At 53.0% G+C, this 15,253-nt stretch carries 7 protein-coding genes and 1 pseudogene; 6 read left to right on the top strand and 2 right to left on the bottom strand.

The features are described 5' to 3' along the window. The first annotated feature begins 196 nt into the window (after positions 1-196). Both ACR0JI_RS21335 and ACR0JI_RS21340 read left to right on the top strand, forming a co-directional pair. On the top strand, positions 197-460 hold the full coding sequence (locus ACR0JI_RS21335) for a DUF4242 domain-containing protein (RefSeq protein WP_480441994.1): 264 nt from the start codon (positions 197-199) through the stop codon (positions 458-460). 7 nt (positions 461-467) lie between these two features. Next, positions 468-3,632: an adenylate/guanylate cyclase domain-containing protein gene (locus tag ACR0JI_RS21340; protein WP_480476152.1), complete on the top strand. Its 3,165-nt coding sequence runs from the start codon at positions 468-470 to the stop codon at positions 3,630-3,632. A 423-nt stretch (positions 3,633-4,055) separates the two neighbouring features. Here ACR0JI_RS21340 and ACR0JI_RS21345 read toward each other — a convergent pair. Next, positions 4,056-4,133: pseudogene (locus ACR0JI_RS21345) on the bottom strand (IS5/IS1182 family transposase); the annotation flags it as partial. Positions 4,134-4,292: 159 nt separating this feature from the next. Between ACR0JI_RS21345 and ACR0JI_RS21350 the strand changes: the two are divergent. Together ACR0JI_RS21350 and ACR0JI_RS21355 are read left to right on the top strand one after the other, a co-directional pair. Beyond that, entirely contained in the window at positions 4,293-7,433 is a 3,141-nt protein-coding gene (locus tag ACR0JI_RS21350) for an adenylate/guanylate cyclase domain-containing protein (protein WP_480489150.1), read from the top strand. A 146-nt stretch (positions 7,434-7,579) separates the two neighbouring features. Next, positions 7,580-8,497, top strand: coding sequence for a hypothetical protein (locus ACR0JI_RS21355; RefSeq protein ID WP_480496573.1), 918 nt, complete (start codon positions 7,580-7,582; stop codon positions 8,495-8,497). Between the two features lie 725 nt (positions 8,498-9,222). On the opposite strand, the gene ACR0JI_RS21360 is transcribed toward ACR0JI_RS21355, so the two are convergent. Then, a complete protein-coding gene (locus tag ACR0JI_RS21360) occupies positions 9,223-10,629 on the bottom strand; it encodes an RtcB family protein (protein ID WP_480496571.1) in 1,407 nt (468 codons plus the stop codon). Between the two features lie 274 nt (positions 10,630-10,903). Here ACR0JI_RS21360 and rtcR point away from each other — a divergent pair, with 274 nt between their 5' ends. Both rtcR and ACR0JI_RS21370 read left to right on the top strand, forming a co-directional pair. Next, complete coding sequence (rtcR, locus tag ACR0JI_RS21365; RefSeq protein WP_480496569.1) at positions 10,904-12,469, top strand: RNA repair transcriptional activator RtcR; 1,566 nt, start codon at positions 10,904-10,906, stop codon at positions 12,467-12,469. A 347-nt stretch (positions 12,470-12,816) separates the two neighbouring features. Continuing rightward, positions 12,817-14,733 carry an adenylate/guanylate cyclase domain-containing protein gene (locus ACR0JI_RS21370; RefSeq protein WP_480496567.1) on the top strand — a complete coding sequence of 639 codons (1,917 nt, stop codon included), beginning with the start codon at positions 12,817-12,819 and terminating at the stop codon, positions 14,731-14,733. The last annotated feature ends 520 nt before the right edge of the window (positions 14,734-15,253 follow it).

Genomic DNA, 15,253 nt, shown 5'->3' on the forward strand with positions numbered 1-15,253 from the left:
CGAGCCCAAAGCGGTCCCAAGAGGTGTGGGTTTTCTAGACTATTGCAGTAGAGCTAATCCAAACCAATCCACATAATCCGAGAGCTTATGATCATGCAAACAAATGCTACTGTGGCCCGCGGACTCGAAGCTTTATCGGCACCTTTATTCTTGCTAGCATTTCTTTTCAGATGAGCTATTTGGGAGGAGACTAAAGATGTCTGTTTTTATGGTCGAACGCGATTTGTCTGGCATCACGATGGACGAGCTGGCTGCCGCGCAACAACGGGCCATCGAATTCTCTGATGGCTTCAACCAGGATGGCCGATCTGTGCGCTATATCCGGACGACCTTTGTTCCGGGAGAAGACCGCTCGATGTGCCTGTTTGAAGCCGAAAATGCGGATGACGTGGAAGAAGTAAACAAAGCAGCACAAATTCCCTATGTACGGGTTGTAGAGGCGCTTGACTTAACGCCATAGGTTGAACGTGACCCAAAAGGAACTTAAGGGAGGCTGTGTAGCGTGCGGAAGCAGCCTACCTGCAGGAGCCCGCTTTTGCCCGAGCTGCGGGGTATCGCAAATAGTGCAATGCTCCTCTTGCGGAACGGAGCTGCAGCCCAACGCTAGTTTTTGCCACGCTTGTGGATCTCCAGCACCGCAAAATGATGGCGAGGGCGTAATGCCAAATCACTCATCGGCGCGCGACCGCGGCAAGGGTTCCAACTCGCGACCCGCTGATACTGAGGCCCGGAAGCACATTACGGTTGTGTTTGCCGATATCGTGGGTTCCACAAGACTAGTTGAAGGGCTGGACCCGGAAGATGCTAAGGGTTTTCTAAAGCGGTCGATTGAGGGCCTGAGCCCCTGCATAGAAGCGGCCGGTGGAGTCGTCGCTAAGACTATGGGCGATGGCATTTTCTGCGTCTTCGGAGCTCCACTGGCGCAAGAAGACCACGCTTACAGAGCATGCCATGCGGCTTTGGACATGTTGGCAGCAGCTGACCAATTGAAAACGCCTGCTGGTGGATCGCTTCAACTGCGCATTGGCCTTAGTTCCGGAACTGCCGTTGTAAACGTCACAGAAGGCGATGGAGCATATAAAATCGACGCGATCGGTGATGTGGTTAATGTTGCCGCGCATTTGGAGGCAAAAGCTACCCCAGGAACTGTTTTGATCACTGAATCAACGCGTTTTCTGGCCGGGCATTCCATCGAAGTGCGTCCCGTTTCTGACTTGAACGCATTTCAATTGGTTTCTGTGGGCAGCAATCCACAGGATTTGCTTCCAGAAGATGCGCTCGCGCAGTTTCCGTTTATAGGCCGCAATCGTGAAATGAACTTTCTCATGGGCGCCTACGAACAGCTGGACGATGGCATCGGGGATGTAATTTCCGTGCTCGGAGGAGCGGGAGTTGGCAAAACGCGCCTGCTGTTGGAGTTCATTCGCCAGCTGCAACCGACAAACGCGCGCATTGCTGTCGCATCAAACCGAGCACAAGACCATTCTGACCCCAATGCGCTCCTGAGACGCCTTGTAATGTCGTTGCTAAACATCGCTCAAGATGTCTCGCATGATCCTGCTCAGGAATTATCGCAAAAACTTGCGCTCTTGGATCAAAAAATTGGCGAGCACGCGGACGATGTGATCTGGCTCCTCATGTCAGAAAGTGAAGAGGTCGATCAGAAAGAAACCGAAAGCCGGCGCTTCGCAGCGCTAAGCGCGCTACAATTGATGTTCGAAACGCTTGCAGATCAGGGGCCACTAATAATCCTGATCGACAATTTCCAGTGGTCTGACGCCTCGAGTCGAACGTTCCTTAAGGCGGCCTCTGGAATTGTAGACACGAAGCCACTTTTGGTTTTGCTATTCAGTCGCGAAGATCTGTCTGATTTCCGGTCAACGGCCCGGCAGGTTTTGCAAGTTAGACCGCTGGAGCACCGCGCTGCTTTGCAATTGTTAACTGAGCAATTCGCAGACAGACCCCTTTCCAAGGACTTGATTGAAAAGATTATCACCAGAGCTGACGGCAACCCTAGATTTCTTACCGAATTCGCCCGGCATTTGTCTGAAAGTGGACCGGACGAACTGGACAATCAAACAACTCAGTTGAGTATTCCTGAAAGCGTTGTCGATCTTTTTGAAGAGCGGATTGACCGCCTGCCTATTGAAGCGAAACAACTTCTTCAAGTAGGCGCAGCTTTCGAAAACCCTGTCACTCTCGAAACGCTGGTCGCGTTAACCAGGCACAATGAAGCAGACACGTTCAATTTGCTCCAACAAGTTATTGATGCCGGATTGGTGCGCGAAACCGGCTTTCTGCCCAGCACGCTATATGCGTTCGTAAACCCCATTGTGGGTGAAGCCGCCTACAGATCCTTGCTTCGCGATGAACGGCGTAAGCTTCATACGACAATCTATGAGTACCTACGGGACACCGCACGTGGACGCAGACAAGATGCCAAAACTGGCAGACAAGCATTCCGTGCCGGTTTGTATGAACAAGCCGCATGTTCGTATTTTTCCGCTGGCAAGCGAGCTGAATCTCGCCTGGCTTATACCGAAAGCACCGAGCTGCTTTGTCTCGCGCTACAGTCAGAAGGCCATGTAAAAGTGCGGACGCTAGAAATCGATCAACTTGCAATCGATGTCCGACTGATGCTGCGTGATGCCCTCTTCGCAACGTCCCAGTTTGACGAGATCGGAAAGAGACTAAATGAAGCCATGGCCATTTGTGATCGGATCCATGATGACGAACGATCGCGCCTGGTGCGGCGTCATATAATTGGCAACATGGTCGCGCAAGGTGACATTGGCGATGCCTTAACTCAAGTAAGGGCTTTGATCGTCGAAAACGAAAAGGTGGACGAGTTTCGAGAAGTTGCTGAACTCAGATTCCTGCAGGCCCAGATGCTCGCAGCCACCGGCCAATATGCCGAAGCCTTTGGATCTAGCCGTGCGGTTATGGACGCCTGCGTTAAGTATCGAGGGTCACAGCATGAGTTGTCGCCCATCACATACGCACTTGCTCGTTTATGGTTGGTGTGGTGCGCAGCCGAACTGGGGCGTTTCGAAGAGGTCAAAATCGAGGTACTCGACTGTCAGAATGATCTGTCACAGGATCGCCCACCGTTTTTTCGGATTCTTGCAGGCGTGGCGACTGGAGTATTCTGGTTGCGCTACGGAAACAGCGAGCTAGCAGCCAATACCCTTCAATCCGTTTTGCCGCTGACAAAAGATGACGAAAATGCAGCATGGTTTCATTCGGTAGCATCTCCACTTGGGTTGGCTCTTATCAGGCTCGATAAGGCCAAAGCTGCGCTGCCTCTCCTGCAGGAGGCCGTTGCAAGAGAGGCAAGTGGTAAAGGCAGCGGGGGCCGCGGGACACAAGCGGTTCATCTGGCGTCCTGTTGGGCGGCTCTTGGGAACCTTCGAAAGGCCGAAGATCAGGCCCGGGTCGCAGTATCGCGCGCCAGACAGAATGGAGACAAAGGAATGTTGGCGTATGCTCTCGGGGCTCTTGGGCGAACACTGTCTCAACATGGTCAACAACGAGCGGCAAAGCAGTCTTTCCAAGAAGCCGTGGAGCTGGCGAAGTCCTGCGAAATGCTTCCACTTCTTAAGGAAATCCGCAGCGACATGCGATCCAGTTGAATTCTGAGGTTAGTTGCCGAAACGGTCCTTTATTGCCTTGTCCAATACCCCTTTGGTGCCAATGTCAGGTTTGTCCGCAGAGCGGTTATTTGGGGAAAATCGATCAATGTCCGAATTGCGGGACTTTGCCGCCATTGGCCCGCTTTCGCCGGAGGACCGCAGACAGCCCAAACCGGACATCACCATTTTGCTCGTCGGGAGGAATTCGGCCATTCTCTGCATTGCGGTAAACTATAGCCCCAATTGAGAAATCAGACATTCAGCTACCACGTTTGAAACTGGTAGGTCGACGGCTCGAGTTCGTATATCCTGATACAAAATACTTGGCATGCCAATCCGCCAAATCGTTTCGATGTCTTCAGTTTCAATTCTCCACCATACGCTCTCAACACATCCATAGAGATTGCCAAACCTAGTCCTGTTCCTCTTGCCATAACTTTTTGGAAAGTACGGTCTCAACCGAGCCACCTGCTCGTTGGTCAACCAAAACAAGTTGCTCATCACGCATCCTGAAGTTCAGGAGCTTGAATCAGCTCTGCGTGACGTCTGCAACCAAATCAATGGGTCCACAGCCTAGCTCATTTTAGAAATCTAAATTTGGGATTGGTGTGTTTTGAGTCCAATCTGCTAGTATCCAGTATTTTCAGGAGCGCGTTACCAATGCCCACGCTACAGTCATGGCTAGCCTCTCTAAACCTGGAAAAGTACTTAGACACTCTTGTGTCGAATTCCATCGATTTGGACATAATCAGTCAATTGACGGAGGACGATCTCGCAAGTATCGGAATCACGCTTGGCGATCGCAAACGTCTGCTCATTGGATCACGGCAACTGGCAACACCTGCTTCTGGTTCAGAGCAAGCGAACTTTCAGGAAAGCAGTACTACCGCCGAAGAAGCGCCCATTCGTCCCGGGAGGCCAATCGGAGAGTTGCGCCAGATGACGATCATGTTTGTTGATCTGGTTAATTCAACGGGTTTGACACAGGAATTGGGTATCGAGAAATACCGAGATATTCTAAAATCTTATCAAAAGTATTGTGTAGAAGCGATCCGAAACAATTTCGGTTATTTCGCGCAGTTTGTAGGGGATGGAGTCGTTTCATACTTTGGCTTCCCTCTCGCTAATGAAGACGATGCCGAACGAGCGGTGCTTACCGCCCTAGAAATCATCGACAATGTCAGTGCGATTGCTGTTTCACCGCAAAAAAACCTTTCTGTACGCATCGGCATCGCCACCGGAGATGTTGTGATCGAGGACGTGATCCAAGGCCCACGCCAGATCGATAGTTTCGCCCTTGGAGATATACCCAATCTTGCAGCGCGGCTTCAATCGCTCGCCGAACCCGGGACAGTTGCTGTTTCCGAACGCACCCAGAGACTTCTGGGGCATAATTTTCAGTGCGTCTCAATTGGCGCACATAAACTGAAAGGATTTGGGGAACCAGTCAACGTCTGGTTGGTTGAAGGGTCACAAAGCACAGAACTGCGGTTTGAAAGACGAGTACATGGCACTCTTACGCCGCTTATCGGAAGAGAAGACGAGTTCAACCTGCTACGGGGGCGTTGGAACGCTGCTTGTCGCGGCGAAGGGCAGGCGGTTTTCCTTTCCGGAGAAGCAGGTCTGGGCAAGTCTCGCCTGGCAGAAGAAGTGCATCAAAAACTCGTCCTGCCGATGGGCCAACGTTTGATCTTCCAATGCTCGCCCTACCATGTGAACAGCTCATTCTTTCCAATCAAGGCACATATAATCAATGCGATTGGTCTGAGGGAAAGTGATACTGCGGCAGAACGAGAAAACAAACTGAGAGCGTTCTTGGAGGCCCGAGACGGCGCTTCGGATGAGATCACCTCTGTACTTTCCAATTTGCTTTCACTCGGATCAAAAGATCCAGCGTTCTTGGCATCGCCAGAAGAAACCAAGGCACGAACGGTTGAGATTTTGATCCGCCATATTGAGAAAACTGCATTCGAAAAACCAATACTCATACTGTTTGAAGACCTGCACTGGATAGATCCATCTTCCGAAGAATTGCTCAATATACTATTGCACAGGATCGACAATTTGAAAGTTATGGTCCTGGGCACCTATCGCCCAGAATATAAACCGACTTGGGTAAGCTTACCTAAGGTCACCAATTTATCCATTCCAAGTCTCGGCGCTCGTGAAACCAAACAATTGCTTCAAGCTTTGAACACGAACGACATTGTACTGAATGGACTTATGCAGATCATTGTCAACCGCTCGGAAGGCATACCACTATACGTCGAAGAAATGGTCGGTATGCTCACGAGAAATCAAGAAGCGAATTTGACGGCAAGCCAGGCAGAACATGAAATACTGTTCCCTTCGAACCTCAAAGATCTACTGCGTGCACGTCTTGACAACCTAAGTGTCACTCCCGACACCATCTCGATTTGCGCGGCGCTTGGGCGAAGTTTCACCGGCGATCTAGTCGCAGCCGTGGCCGAGCGATCAGTCGAAACCATACAAACGGAATTGGCCAGCCTTGTACAAGCTCAGATTATGGTTGTTCAAACGCAAGACTTTGAAAGGGTTTACAGTTTCCGCCATGCGTTGATTGGCGATGTTGCCTACGACGCGATACTTCCGAAACAAGCTAAGGACCTCCATCGCCGAATTGCTGAAACTATGGTAGAGCGGTTCGAAAACCTATGTGCTCGACAGCCTGAAATTCTGGCGTTGCATTACATGAAAGCCGAGCGATTCGATTGCGCAAGGGAAAAATGGCGAGAAGCCGCAGACCTGAGTCTACGCAATTATGCCAGCCAGGAAGCGATTGCCCAATTAACTGCCGCACTTGATGCCCACGAAAACCTTGCCCGAGATAATACGTCTGATCTGGTAGAGACACGGTTGCGACAAACCCTTGCGGTCGCCCTCGAAATGCGCAGCTGGGGCTCTCCTGACATTACTAGCAATCTGGAAAAACTGATCGCCCTTAACGAAAAAATCGGCGACCATGAGGTGGCCTTCGCCAACCTGCATCAGCTCATTGGCGAACACCTGATCGCTGGTCGACCTGATGCCGCTTGGCGACATTGCGAGCGGATGACAGAATTGATCGCTAACGACGCAAATTCAGTCCTCCATACCCTGAGCGAACACAACAGTGGTATGACTTCTTTGCTTCTGGGCGAGTTTGACCGCGCCATTGCACATTTTGACCGGGCTCTGGACCAGCGTTCGCAGTCTGAACTTAGCGAAATTAACCGGATTTACCCCGCAGACCCGGAAACCGTCGATACGGTCCTGCGATGCTGGGCCGGGGCACTTAAACATGGCGACCATACGTCAATCCTTGGCGAACTTGAAGTGTCGGTTGCCAAGGTGCGGGCGCAAACCAGCGAGTTCTCCCGATGCTATGGTCTAAGCATTATCGCGACGATTTATTGTACGATCGATGATCCGGAACAATGCCGTAAGATTGCGAAAGAGGCGCACACGATAAGCGAAAAAATGCAGTTCAAGTATTGGGAGCCTTGGTGCAGCGTCGTGCTCGGGTGGGCTGAAGCCCGCTGCGGCCAAACTGGTGGCATCAATATGCTGCAAAAAGGGCTTGAGCGCTACGCCGCAACGGGTTCGGGACAGATTATCGCGTTCTCGCATACTTTGCTCGCGGACGCGTATCTTTGCCAATGCGAGTTTGATGAAGCCGCTGGCCAGATCGCAATAGCGCGCGATGTGTTAAAGCATTCTTCGATCGGGTTTCATTCACAATGGACGGAGTTGTTGGCGCAAAAAATCGAAAAACTGACCAATGCACATCACAGCGATTGAATTCGAAAGCGCGGACAACGAAACCCGACTGCTCGCCTAGCATGCAAATTTGTGTCACGATTCGCGACCATTCGTGCTACCCTCCCAGAATTGTTAGTTATTTGGGGGAAATTATGCGTATTCGACCTAGGAGATTGTTCGTAGCCTTGTCTCTGACTGTTGTTATATCGGCTTGCGCAGAAGGTCCGGTGGACCCTCAAACTGGAGAGGTTTTTAACGTTCGTGATATACCTGAACAGAAATTTGTAGCGGGCGATTATAATGACAGTCTCAATGCACGTCCAAAACCGGTTAACGAGTTAGACGACGGGGAGTTCAAAAATGTTCTCCGAAAGCTCGACGGGAACTTATGCAAGAGCAGCGATACCCTCGAGAAATGCATCGAAAGGTTCAACCTGCCCAGTTCCGACGCGAATTTCAAAGGGTTGTCGGGAATTACCGGGCGGGCATTTCTCGAAACCGCTGAGGGCGGTAAGAATCCCAGCGGTAAGAGAGAGGTATATGTTAGAGGGAAGATTTTAGATAAATGCCTGCATGATACCAGTCTGGCTGGCTACCACTACGACCGGAACACCTTCGAGCTGCGACTTTGCGTCATAATGATTACTGAAATCGCCAGACCAAGGGCGCCAAACAACAAATTCCAGTACCAGTATTTTCACGTTGAGGCCAGTTCTGCTTATGTAGATCAGAAAAACCCGGGCGATCCCGAAAATGTCTTTAAGAAAGCGGCCAAGGCAACTGGCTTGAAAGTGACTGCGGCTACTGCCAACGGCTTCGAGTTCAAGTTGTATGCAGCGGGGAAGAATATTGAGGTCATTAACTACTGGGAAGCAAAGGCGTCTAAAAAGCAGGGAAACCCGAAATGGAAAAAATACGTTAAGGGCCAAACCGGAATCCCAAGACGTATCCGGGAATACTTCAAGATTGACCACGATGCCTGTGTCGACATGATGTTTCCAATGGGCTTAGGCGTGCCTGAAATGCTGCCTTCAGGAGCCGCCGTAGGCGTGCACTATTGTCTCGGCCGTTGCAAAAACCCACCAATCGTGAACACACGCTAGAAAGAATCTTGGTGTCTTGGGACGCGAAGTATTCCCGATAGCCATTTGCGGATGAGCGCTGGTTGGTTTCTGAACAGCGCTTTTCCGGCGGCACATGGCTCGAGACAGGCTTTGTCGGAGTGGAGCAAAAGTGGCTCAGAGTAGCAGAAACTAACGATCTGAAAAAATTTGCGCAGCAACCATGCGCTTAAGAAGTCCGGGTTACGCTTCGGTCCGTTTCGTATTGTTCGTTTTCAGATCTGGGGCCATTCAGTCTCGGCGTGTGCGACTTGGAAGACGTCACCAAAACTTGCATCGCCGACAAAAGAGCAAGCTTAAGCACCGCGTAACAGCGAGTATCGACCTTGTCCGCACAAAACTTAAGAATCGTCCATCCCCAGATTTCGTACACGCAGCGAATGTCCAGAATGCGGACTGCGGCCGCAGTATTTTAACTTTCGGATCAACGGCGGCATCGGGCCGTTCACTGAATTTTGCAAAGTCCGGCTTCTGTGCATTGCTGTAGTTGGGGCATCGCGCAGCATCGGTTAATGTGGGCTCGTTGCCGCCGTTAGAGCTGGCGCAGCATGTAAAATACTAGGTCGAATTGCCCAGTTAAGGACGGCCCAATCCGGACCTTCGCGGTTAAGTGAAGCGCTGCAGCGCAGCTTATGCGAAGCAGACATTGGTCACTTTGTTTGATGTAAGGAATATGTACCCGCCCGATGTTGTCGGGCGGGACCTCTTCATCGACGCCCCCGTCCGCGACGTTGAAAACGGGGAAGCTCCCCAGCCATGATCGACCCATACGGATCAATCCAGTCTTCGATCTCTGCAAGGTCGAATTCTGCGATCTGCGCCTGCATGGCTGCGGCGGGTTTGTAGCTTGACGGAAGCTCGGACGCGTCCACTTTGCCCGTGAAGAATCGGACATCGAGCCCCTTGGTTTCTTCGGCCAAGGCCTCGTCTGGCGTTTTTGATCCGAGCCTCCGCATGTGCTCGGTACGCGACCAGTTCCGACCAGCCCCGTGCGGGCTGAAGCCGAGACCATGTTCAGCATCGGCCCCTTTCACGATCAGGACGGGCTCCGCCATATTGAGCGGGATAATCGTCCGACCTGCGGGGTCAGCATCAGCGGCAAAATCCCTCCATGCGGGTGTCGCACCTTTGCCGTGGAAGAACAGATCGTCACGGCGGAAGACGAAGTTGTGTTCGTTCCAGAAACGGTCGGACGCAGAGGCACCGACAGCTTCAACCGTCGCCTGATGAATCGAGTTGTGGTTGGTCTTCGTCCATTTACGAATGATCTGGAGCGCCTCCCAATAGGCTGCGCCATCCTCCGTGTCCGCCGGAATCCAAGCGTTTTGCTTGAGTGTTCCCTTGGCGTGCTTGCGGCGATAGCGCTCAGCTACCTCCATCCCAGCCTTGTAGAGCTTGGCTCCGGGACCGCGCGACCCATGATGTGTGATCAGCATTGTGCGCCCAGTGGACCTGGATGTTCCAACGAACAGGAAATGGTTGCCATCGCCTTGCGTCCCCATGTGTTCCTGCGCAGCGCGAATAGTCTTAGCGCTGTTCAGGAACGGGTTGGCGCGAAACGCATCAAGCAAATCCAACGACACGGTAAAGCGCCGCCCCTGAGGACGCCCACCGGGTCCAAAGTGCGTAACTGAGGCAGCCGCATCCAAAACCGCTTTCGGATCAGCATCGCCCAGATCGCTCAGCATCAAAGAGCAGCAAATGTCAGCGGAATGCATACCGGGATGAATCGCATTGCGCGCTGCGATAACACCACCGACAGGAATTGTTCCCACCGGGCCTGCGGGGCAGGCATCCGGCATGATCGCGCCAGCGACGACTGTTGGCGTACGCAACACGGCCCGCATCGTTTCGCAAACTTTTTCCAGGTTGGCCTCCTCGTCGAGATCTGCTGGTGTCAGGTTGATATGGAAGGGCACATTGTCCGGGTTCTGTGGAGGATACTGCACGGGAACGGGTTGCAAATTATCTGCAAGGGCAGTGCGGATATCAGCGAGGCTGCGTCCCGTTGCCAGAAGGTCATTCGCCCGTGCCAGCAAAGCAGGAAACTGCGGGCCAGGTGTATGGCCCCATTCGGTCAGATCGTGGCCAGTCAAAGGTGTCAAATCGTTCATCTTCATGTCCTCTCGTCAATGCTCCCCATTGGGGGGTGACAGTGTGGCGACCCGGTAATACGCCCGGGCCGCCGGTCTTCGGGATGCGGATCATCCGTTGCTATCTGTCTTCTTCTCTTTGGTGGGCCAGTTTTGGCAGAACTCTTTCTCGTCACGAAGAAGAAGCGGAATTCGGCGCAACCAATTGATATTTGGGGAGAATTCCATGCATTGCACGATTGGGTTTCAGAAAATATTATAGTATTGTATCGTATAATATAATCTTGGATCACAAATGCGTAACGTCGTTCTTGGTTTTTTGGGGACTCAGCTGGATCGTGGAGGGCGTCGCGGATGGCGCCCCACTGTCGCGATGTGCCAAGAGCCAGGCTTCGAGATTGACCGCCTCGAACTGATCTACGATCATAAATTTAACCGCCTTGCTCATGATGTTAAGCGCGAGATTGCGAAGGTCTCGCCCGACATAGAAGTTCTGCTTCAACGGATGGATCTCGACGATCCCTGGGACCTTCAGGAAGTCTATGGAAAGCTTTTCGACTTTGCGCAGACCTATGGGTTTGACGAAGATCGGGAAAGGTACCACGTCCATCTGACGACCGGCACGCATGTCGCACAGATTTGCTGGTTCCTCCTGACCGAAAGTCGGCACATTCCGGCAGCCTTGATCCAAACCGGCCCGCCGCGCAAAGGGACCGATGAAGCGGGCACATTTGATCTGATCGATCTTGATCTCAGCCATTATGACGCGATTCAACAACGCTTCGATCAGCAGACGCGAGAATACGGAAACCTTCTTAAAGGCGGTATTGAGACGCGAAATGCCGCGTTTAATCAGGTCATCGACCGGCTGGAACAGGTGACAGAACGCTCGGACGAACCCGTTTTGATACTGGGCGAACCTGGTGTGGGTAAAACCCAACTGGCACAGCGGATCTTTGAACTGAAGCTGCATCGCAGGCGCGTCAAAGGCCGTTTGGTTCAGGTCAATTGCGCTACCCTTCGCGGCGAGACGGCCATTCCAGCCCTCTTCGGTCAGCGCCGCAGCCATACCGGTGTCGCAGGCAGCGAACGCGGGGGCCTGCTGCGAGAGGCAGATGGCGGCGTCCTCTTTTTGGATGAGATCGACACCCTTGGACTGGATGAGCAAGCCTTGCTGCTGCACGCGATTGAAACTGGGCGATATTACCCGCTAGGCTCTGACGCAGAAGCAACCAGCCGGTTTCAGGTGATTGCTGCTGCAACGCAGGACTTGAGCGCGCTGGTCGCTGCTGGCAAGTTTCGCGCTGATCTTTTGTCGCGGCTAAACACATGGACGTTTCACTTGCCACCGCTGCGCGACCGTCGTGAGGATATCGAGGTGAACATGCGCCATGAGTTACATCAAGCCGAGCAGAAACTGGGCAGTCGCATCGGGTTTAATACCGACGCGGCTGCGGCTTGGCTGCGCTTTGCCCGGGCGCCAGACACGCAATGGCCAGGAAACTTTAGAGACTTTGGCGGCGCTCTTCTGCGGCTTTGCACACTGGCTCCGCGTGGGCGCATCACGCTGAACCAGGTAAATGAAGAAATCGATGCCCTCAAACGCCGCTGGGACAACGAGACGATTGACGAAGATGCGGCACTGATCGCGTCATTCATTGGCAGAGAAATAGATCCATTTGAAGTTCCTCAACTGGCGCATGTTCTGCGAACTTGCCAAAAGGCAAAGACGTTGAGCGAGGCTGGCCGAAAACTCTATGCGGTCTCACGCACACAGAGAAGCAGTGTGAACGACTCCGACCGCGTACGAAAATACCTGGCTCGATTTGACCTGACTTGGGATGAGGTTTCTGACTGCTGACGGCCCATAAGAGACATTCATCATCCAGTTCCGATGCTGCGGTCGCAGTCCGCTTACCGGCCATTCGCTGCAGGCGCACAGTTTTGATTAGATCGAACTCACAGACCGCGGGACGTAGCGTGAATTCACGTCGCAAACCCCGACTTCTGTAATCTGCGCATCGCGACCTCGATCTCCTGCACCAAGGGCGAAGAGCTGACCTCCACTGCGGGTGCAAGCAGGTGATGCCTTCGAGGCGAAGCGGACGTTCAGCCTTGGTTATGAAAGCCAAATTTAACTGGACTACTCAAAGGCCGCGCATTGTCGATATTTCGTGACATCAGTTAGACTGCGAGCAGGAGGGTTCTATGCTGCGCCGACTCGCCGCGATCATGGCTGCCGATGTCGTTGGATATTCGTCGTTGATGGGCAGCGACGAAGCAGGGGTATTGTCCGCTCTCAAAACGCTGCGTTCTGAGATTTTTGATCCCGCAATTGCAAGACATCACGGGCGTCTCGTCAAGTTGATGGGGGACGGTGCTCTTGTCGAATTTGCTTCGGTTGTCGATGCCGTAACTTGTGGCGTCGAAATCCAGCGGACAATGGCTGAGGCTGCTCCGAGCCTCGCCAACGGGTGGCGGTTGCAACTTCGGATCGGAATAAACCTCGGTGATGTCATGATCGCTGATGGGGACCTCTATGGTGACGGGGTGAATGTTGCCTCCCGCATTGAAGGTCTGGCTGACCCAGGCGGTGTCGCAGTTTCTGAGAGTGTCGCGCACCAGGCAATGGGCAAGGTAGATGCCGAATTTGAGGATCTCGGTCTGAAAAACCTGAAGAACATCGCTGAACCGGTTCGGGTTTTCCGCGTAATGCCTGTTAGATCGCCCGCATCCAAACGGCGATCAAACAAGCTTCCATTGATGACCGGTGCATTGGTACTGGTTGGTCTGGGGGCTGTAGGCTTGTTAACATGGTGGATCGGCTTTGATCACGAGCCGCCCGAGGCAATGACCTTTGATGAAGCCGCTCTGTTAACAGAGCCAACGGGTCCGACCGTTGCGGTTCTGCCGTTTCAAAACCTTAGCAATACGGACGCTCGCGATTTATTGGCCGTTGGCATTGGCGAAGACATCATCGTTGAGCTGGGGAGCTACCAGGACCTCAATGTGCTGTCCCGCCAATCCACCCATTCCGTTGGATCGGACGAAAGTAACCCGCGCAGTATCCGGCAGAAATTCGGAGCGGACTATGTGCTGGAAGGTTCGGTTCGGCAGGTTGCAGATCGCCTGCGTGTGACTGCGCGGCTGATTGATACTTCAACGGGCCTTCAGGTCTGGTCGGATGCGTATGACGAAAACCTCACAACCTCCAATATTCTCGACGTTCAGTTGCACATTACGGAAAAGGTCGCCTCTGCCGTGGGTGATGCAGGCGGGGCTATCAAGCGGATTCACGCAGGACACGCGCGCGCGAAACCTCCCGAAAACCTGTCGTCTTACGAATGTTCGCTTTTGCGTGTCGGATTTATGAACCGGCGTGACATGCAAGAGCGTGTTCGCGCCTGTATCGAGCGGGTCGTGGAAGAGGAACCCAATTACTGGCGCGGTTGGGCGCAGTTGTCCGAGGCGCTTCAGACTGACGTCAAGTTTTTCACCGGCTTGTACGAAGGAACGCAGGAAGAAAAAATTGCCCGGGCCGAGGACGCCGCTCGTAAGGCCGTTTCACTCAATCCCTATTCTGCGCGCAGTCATTTTCTGTTGGCGCTTGCCCTGCAGCTTCAACGCAATCTCGACGGGTTTTTCTCATCAGCCGAGACCGCGCTTTCACTGGGGACGGACCGGTATCTGCAGGGGCAGATCGGCTATGAATTCATTTGGTCAGGGCGTTTGGATTTGGGTGCCGCACTTGTTGAAAACGCCATTGCACTTGATCCCAACGCAGCCGACCCAAACTGGTATCAGGCGCTTGCCGAGTATCATTTCTTGAATGGAAATTACGAGACGGCGTTGGAAATCTACCGCAAAGGGGCGCAGCCTGACCTGTGGTGGTCGGTTTCCATCGAGGTCGCGATTATGGCCGAGCTTGGTCCGCACAGTGCCGCTGTTGCGGCGAGAGACCGGCTCTACAGAATCCGGCCAGGCATAAAAATTGCAGACATTGTATGGGTGTATCGGCGCTTTGCGCGACCCGATGAGCTTATTCTTCCTTTTGTTGAAGCTTATCGAACTGTAGGAATGCCGGAAGGACAGTATGCCCCTTTTGATGTGGAGAGCGGGGGTTAACGTACGTAGCCATCGGTATGGAGATGGTGCGGATAAGATTGCTCACAAAGAACTCAGCCTTACTCGGGCACTCCCGCCCTTTGTAGGCTTGCCAGCCAGATCCGCCGGTTTTCGGGATGGTTTTTGATCCTGCGAATTGCCTGCGCATCGCGGAAATTGACAGTTTCGGGTTGATCTCAAGCGCATCTTTGACAGCCTCGGGGACTCAATCCAGAAGTTCAGCGCCGATGGAAAGAGAACTTTCGAGCTGCACAGCTTTGAACCGTCTACTGGTCTCTGAGTTTCGGTTTCAAACTGGTTCTGACTCTGGACCTGCCATTTTCCCTCAGTCAGAAAAATGGCAGGCACAAATACAGCGGCCCTTTTCTGCATGCGCGGTGAATGTCCGCAATGCGGGCCGCTGCAACATTGTGGGCGGGTGCCAAATGGCTCTTTCGGACCGTACTAACCGTAACCAATGGCGGTATCAGGTGGTTCGCTCCCGTTCGTGCGTCGCGCAGCATTGGTCAAGATGGGCTCA

The sequence above is a fragment of the Ruegeria sp. N10 genome (genome assembly GCF_056531545.1).

Bases quoted from the DNA above. Each gene is read 5' to 3' on its own strand.
- ACR0JI_RS21370 (WP_480496567.1), top strand. From the start codon at position 12,817: ATGCTGCGCCGACTCGCCGCGATCATGGCTGCCGATGTCGTTGGATAT.
- ACR0JI_RS21335 (WP_480441994.1), top strand. From the start codon at position 197: ATGTCTGTTTTTATGGTCGAACGCGATTTGTCTGGCATCACGATGGAC.
- ACR0JI_RS21360 (WP_480496571.1), bottom strand. From the start codon at position 10,629: ATGAACGATTTGACACCTTTGACTGGCCACGATCTGACCGAATGGGGC.
- ACR0JI_RS21350 (WP_480489150.1), top strand. From the start codon at position 4,293: ATGCCCACGCTACAGTCATGGCTAGCCTCTCTAAACCTGGAAAAGTAC.
- rtcR (WP_480496569.1), top strand. From the start codon at position 10,904: ATGCGTAACGTCGTTCTTGGTTTTTTGGGGACTCAGCTGGATCGTGGA.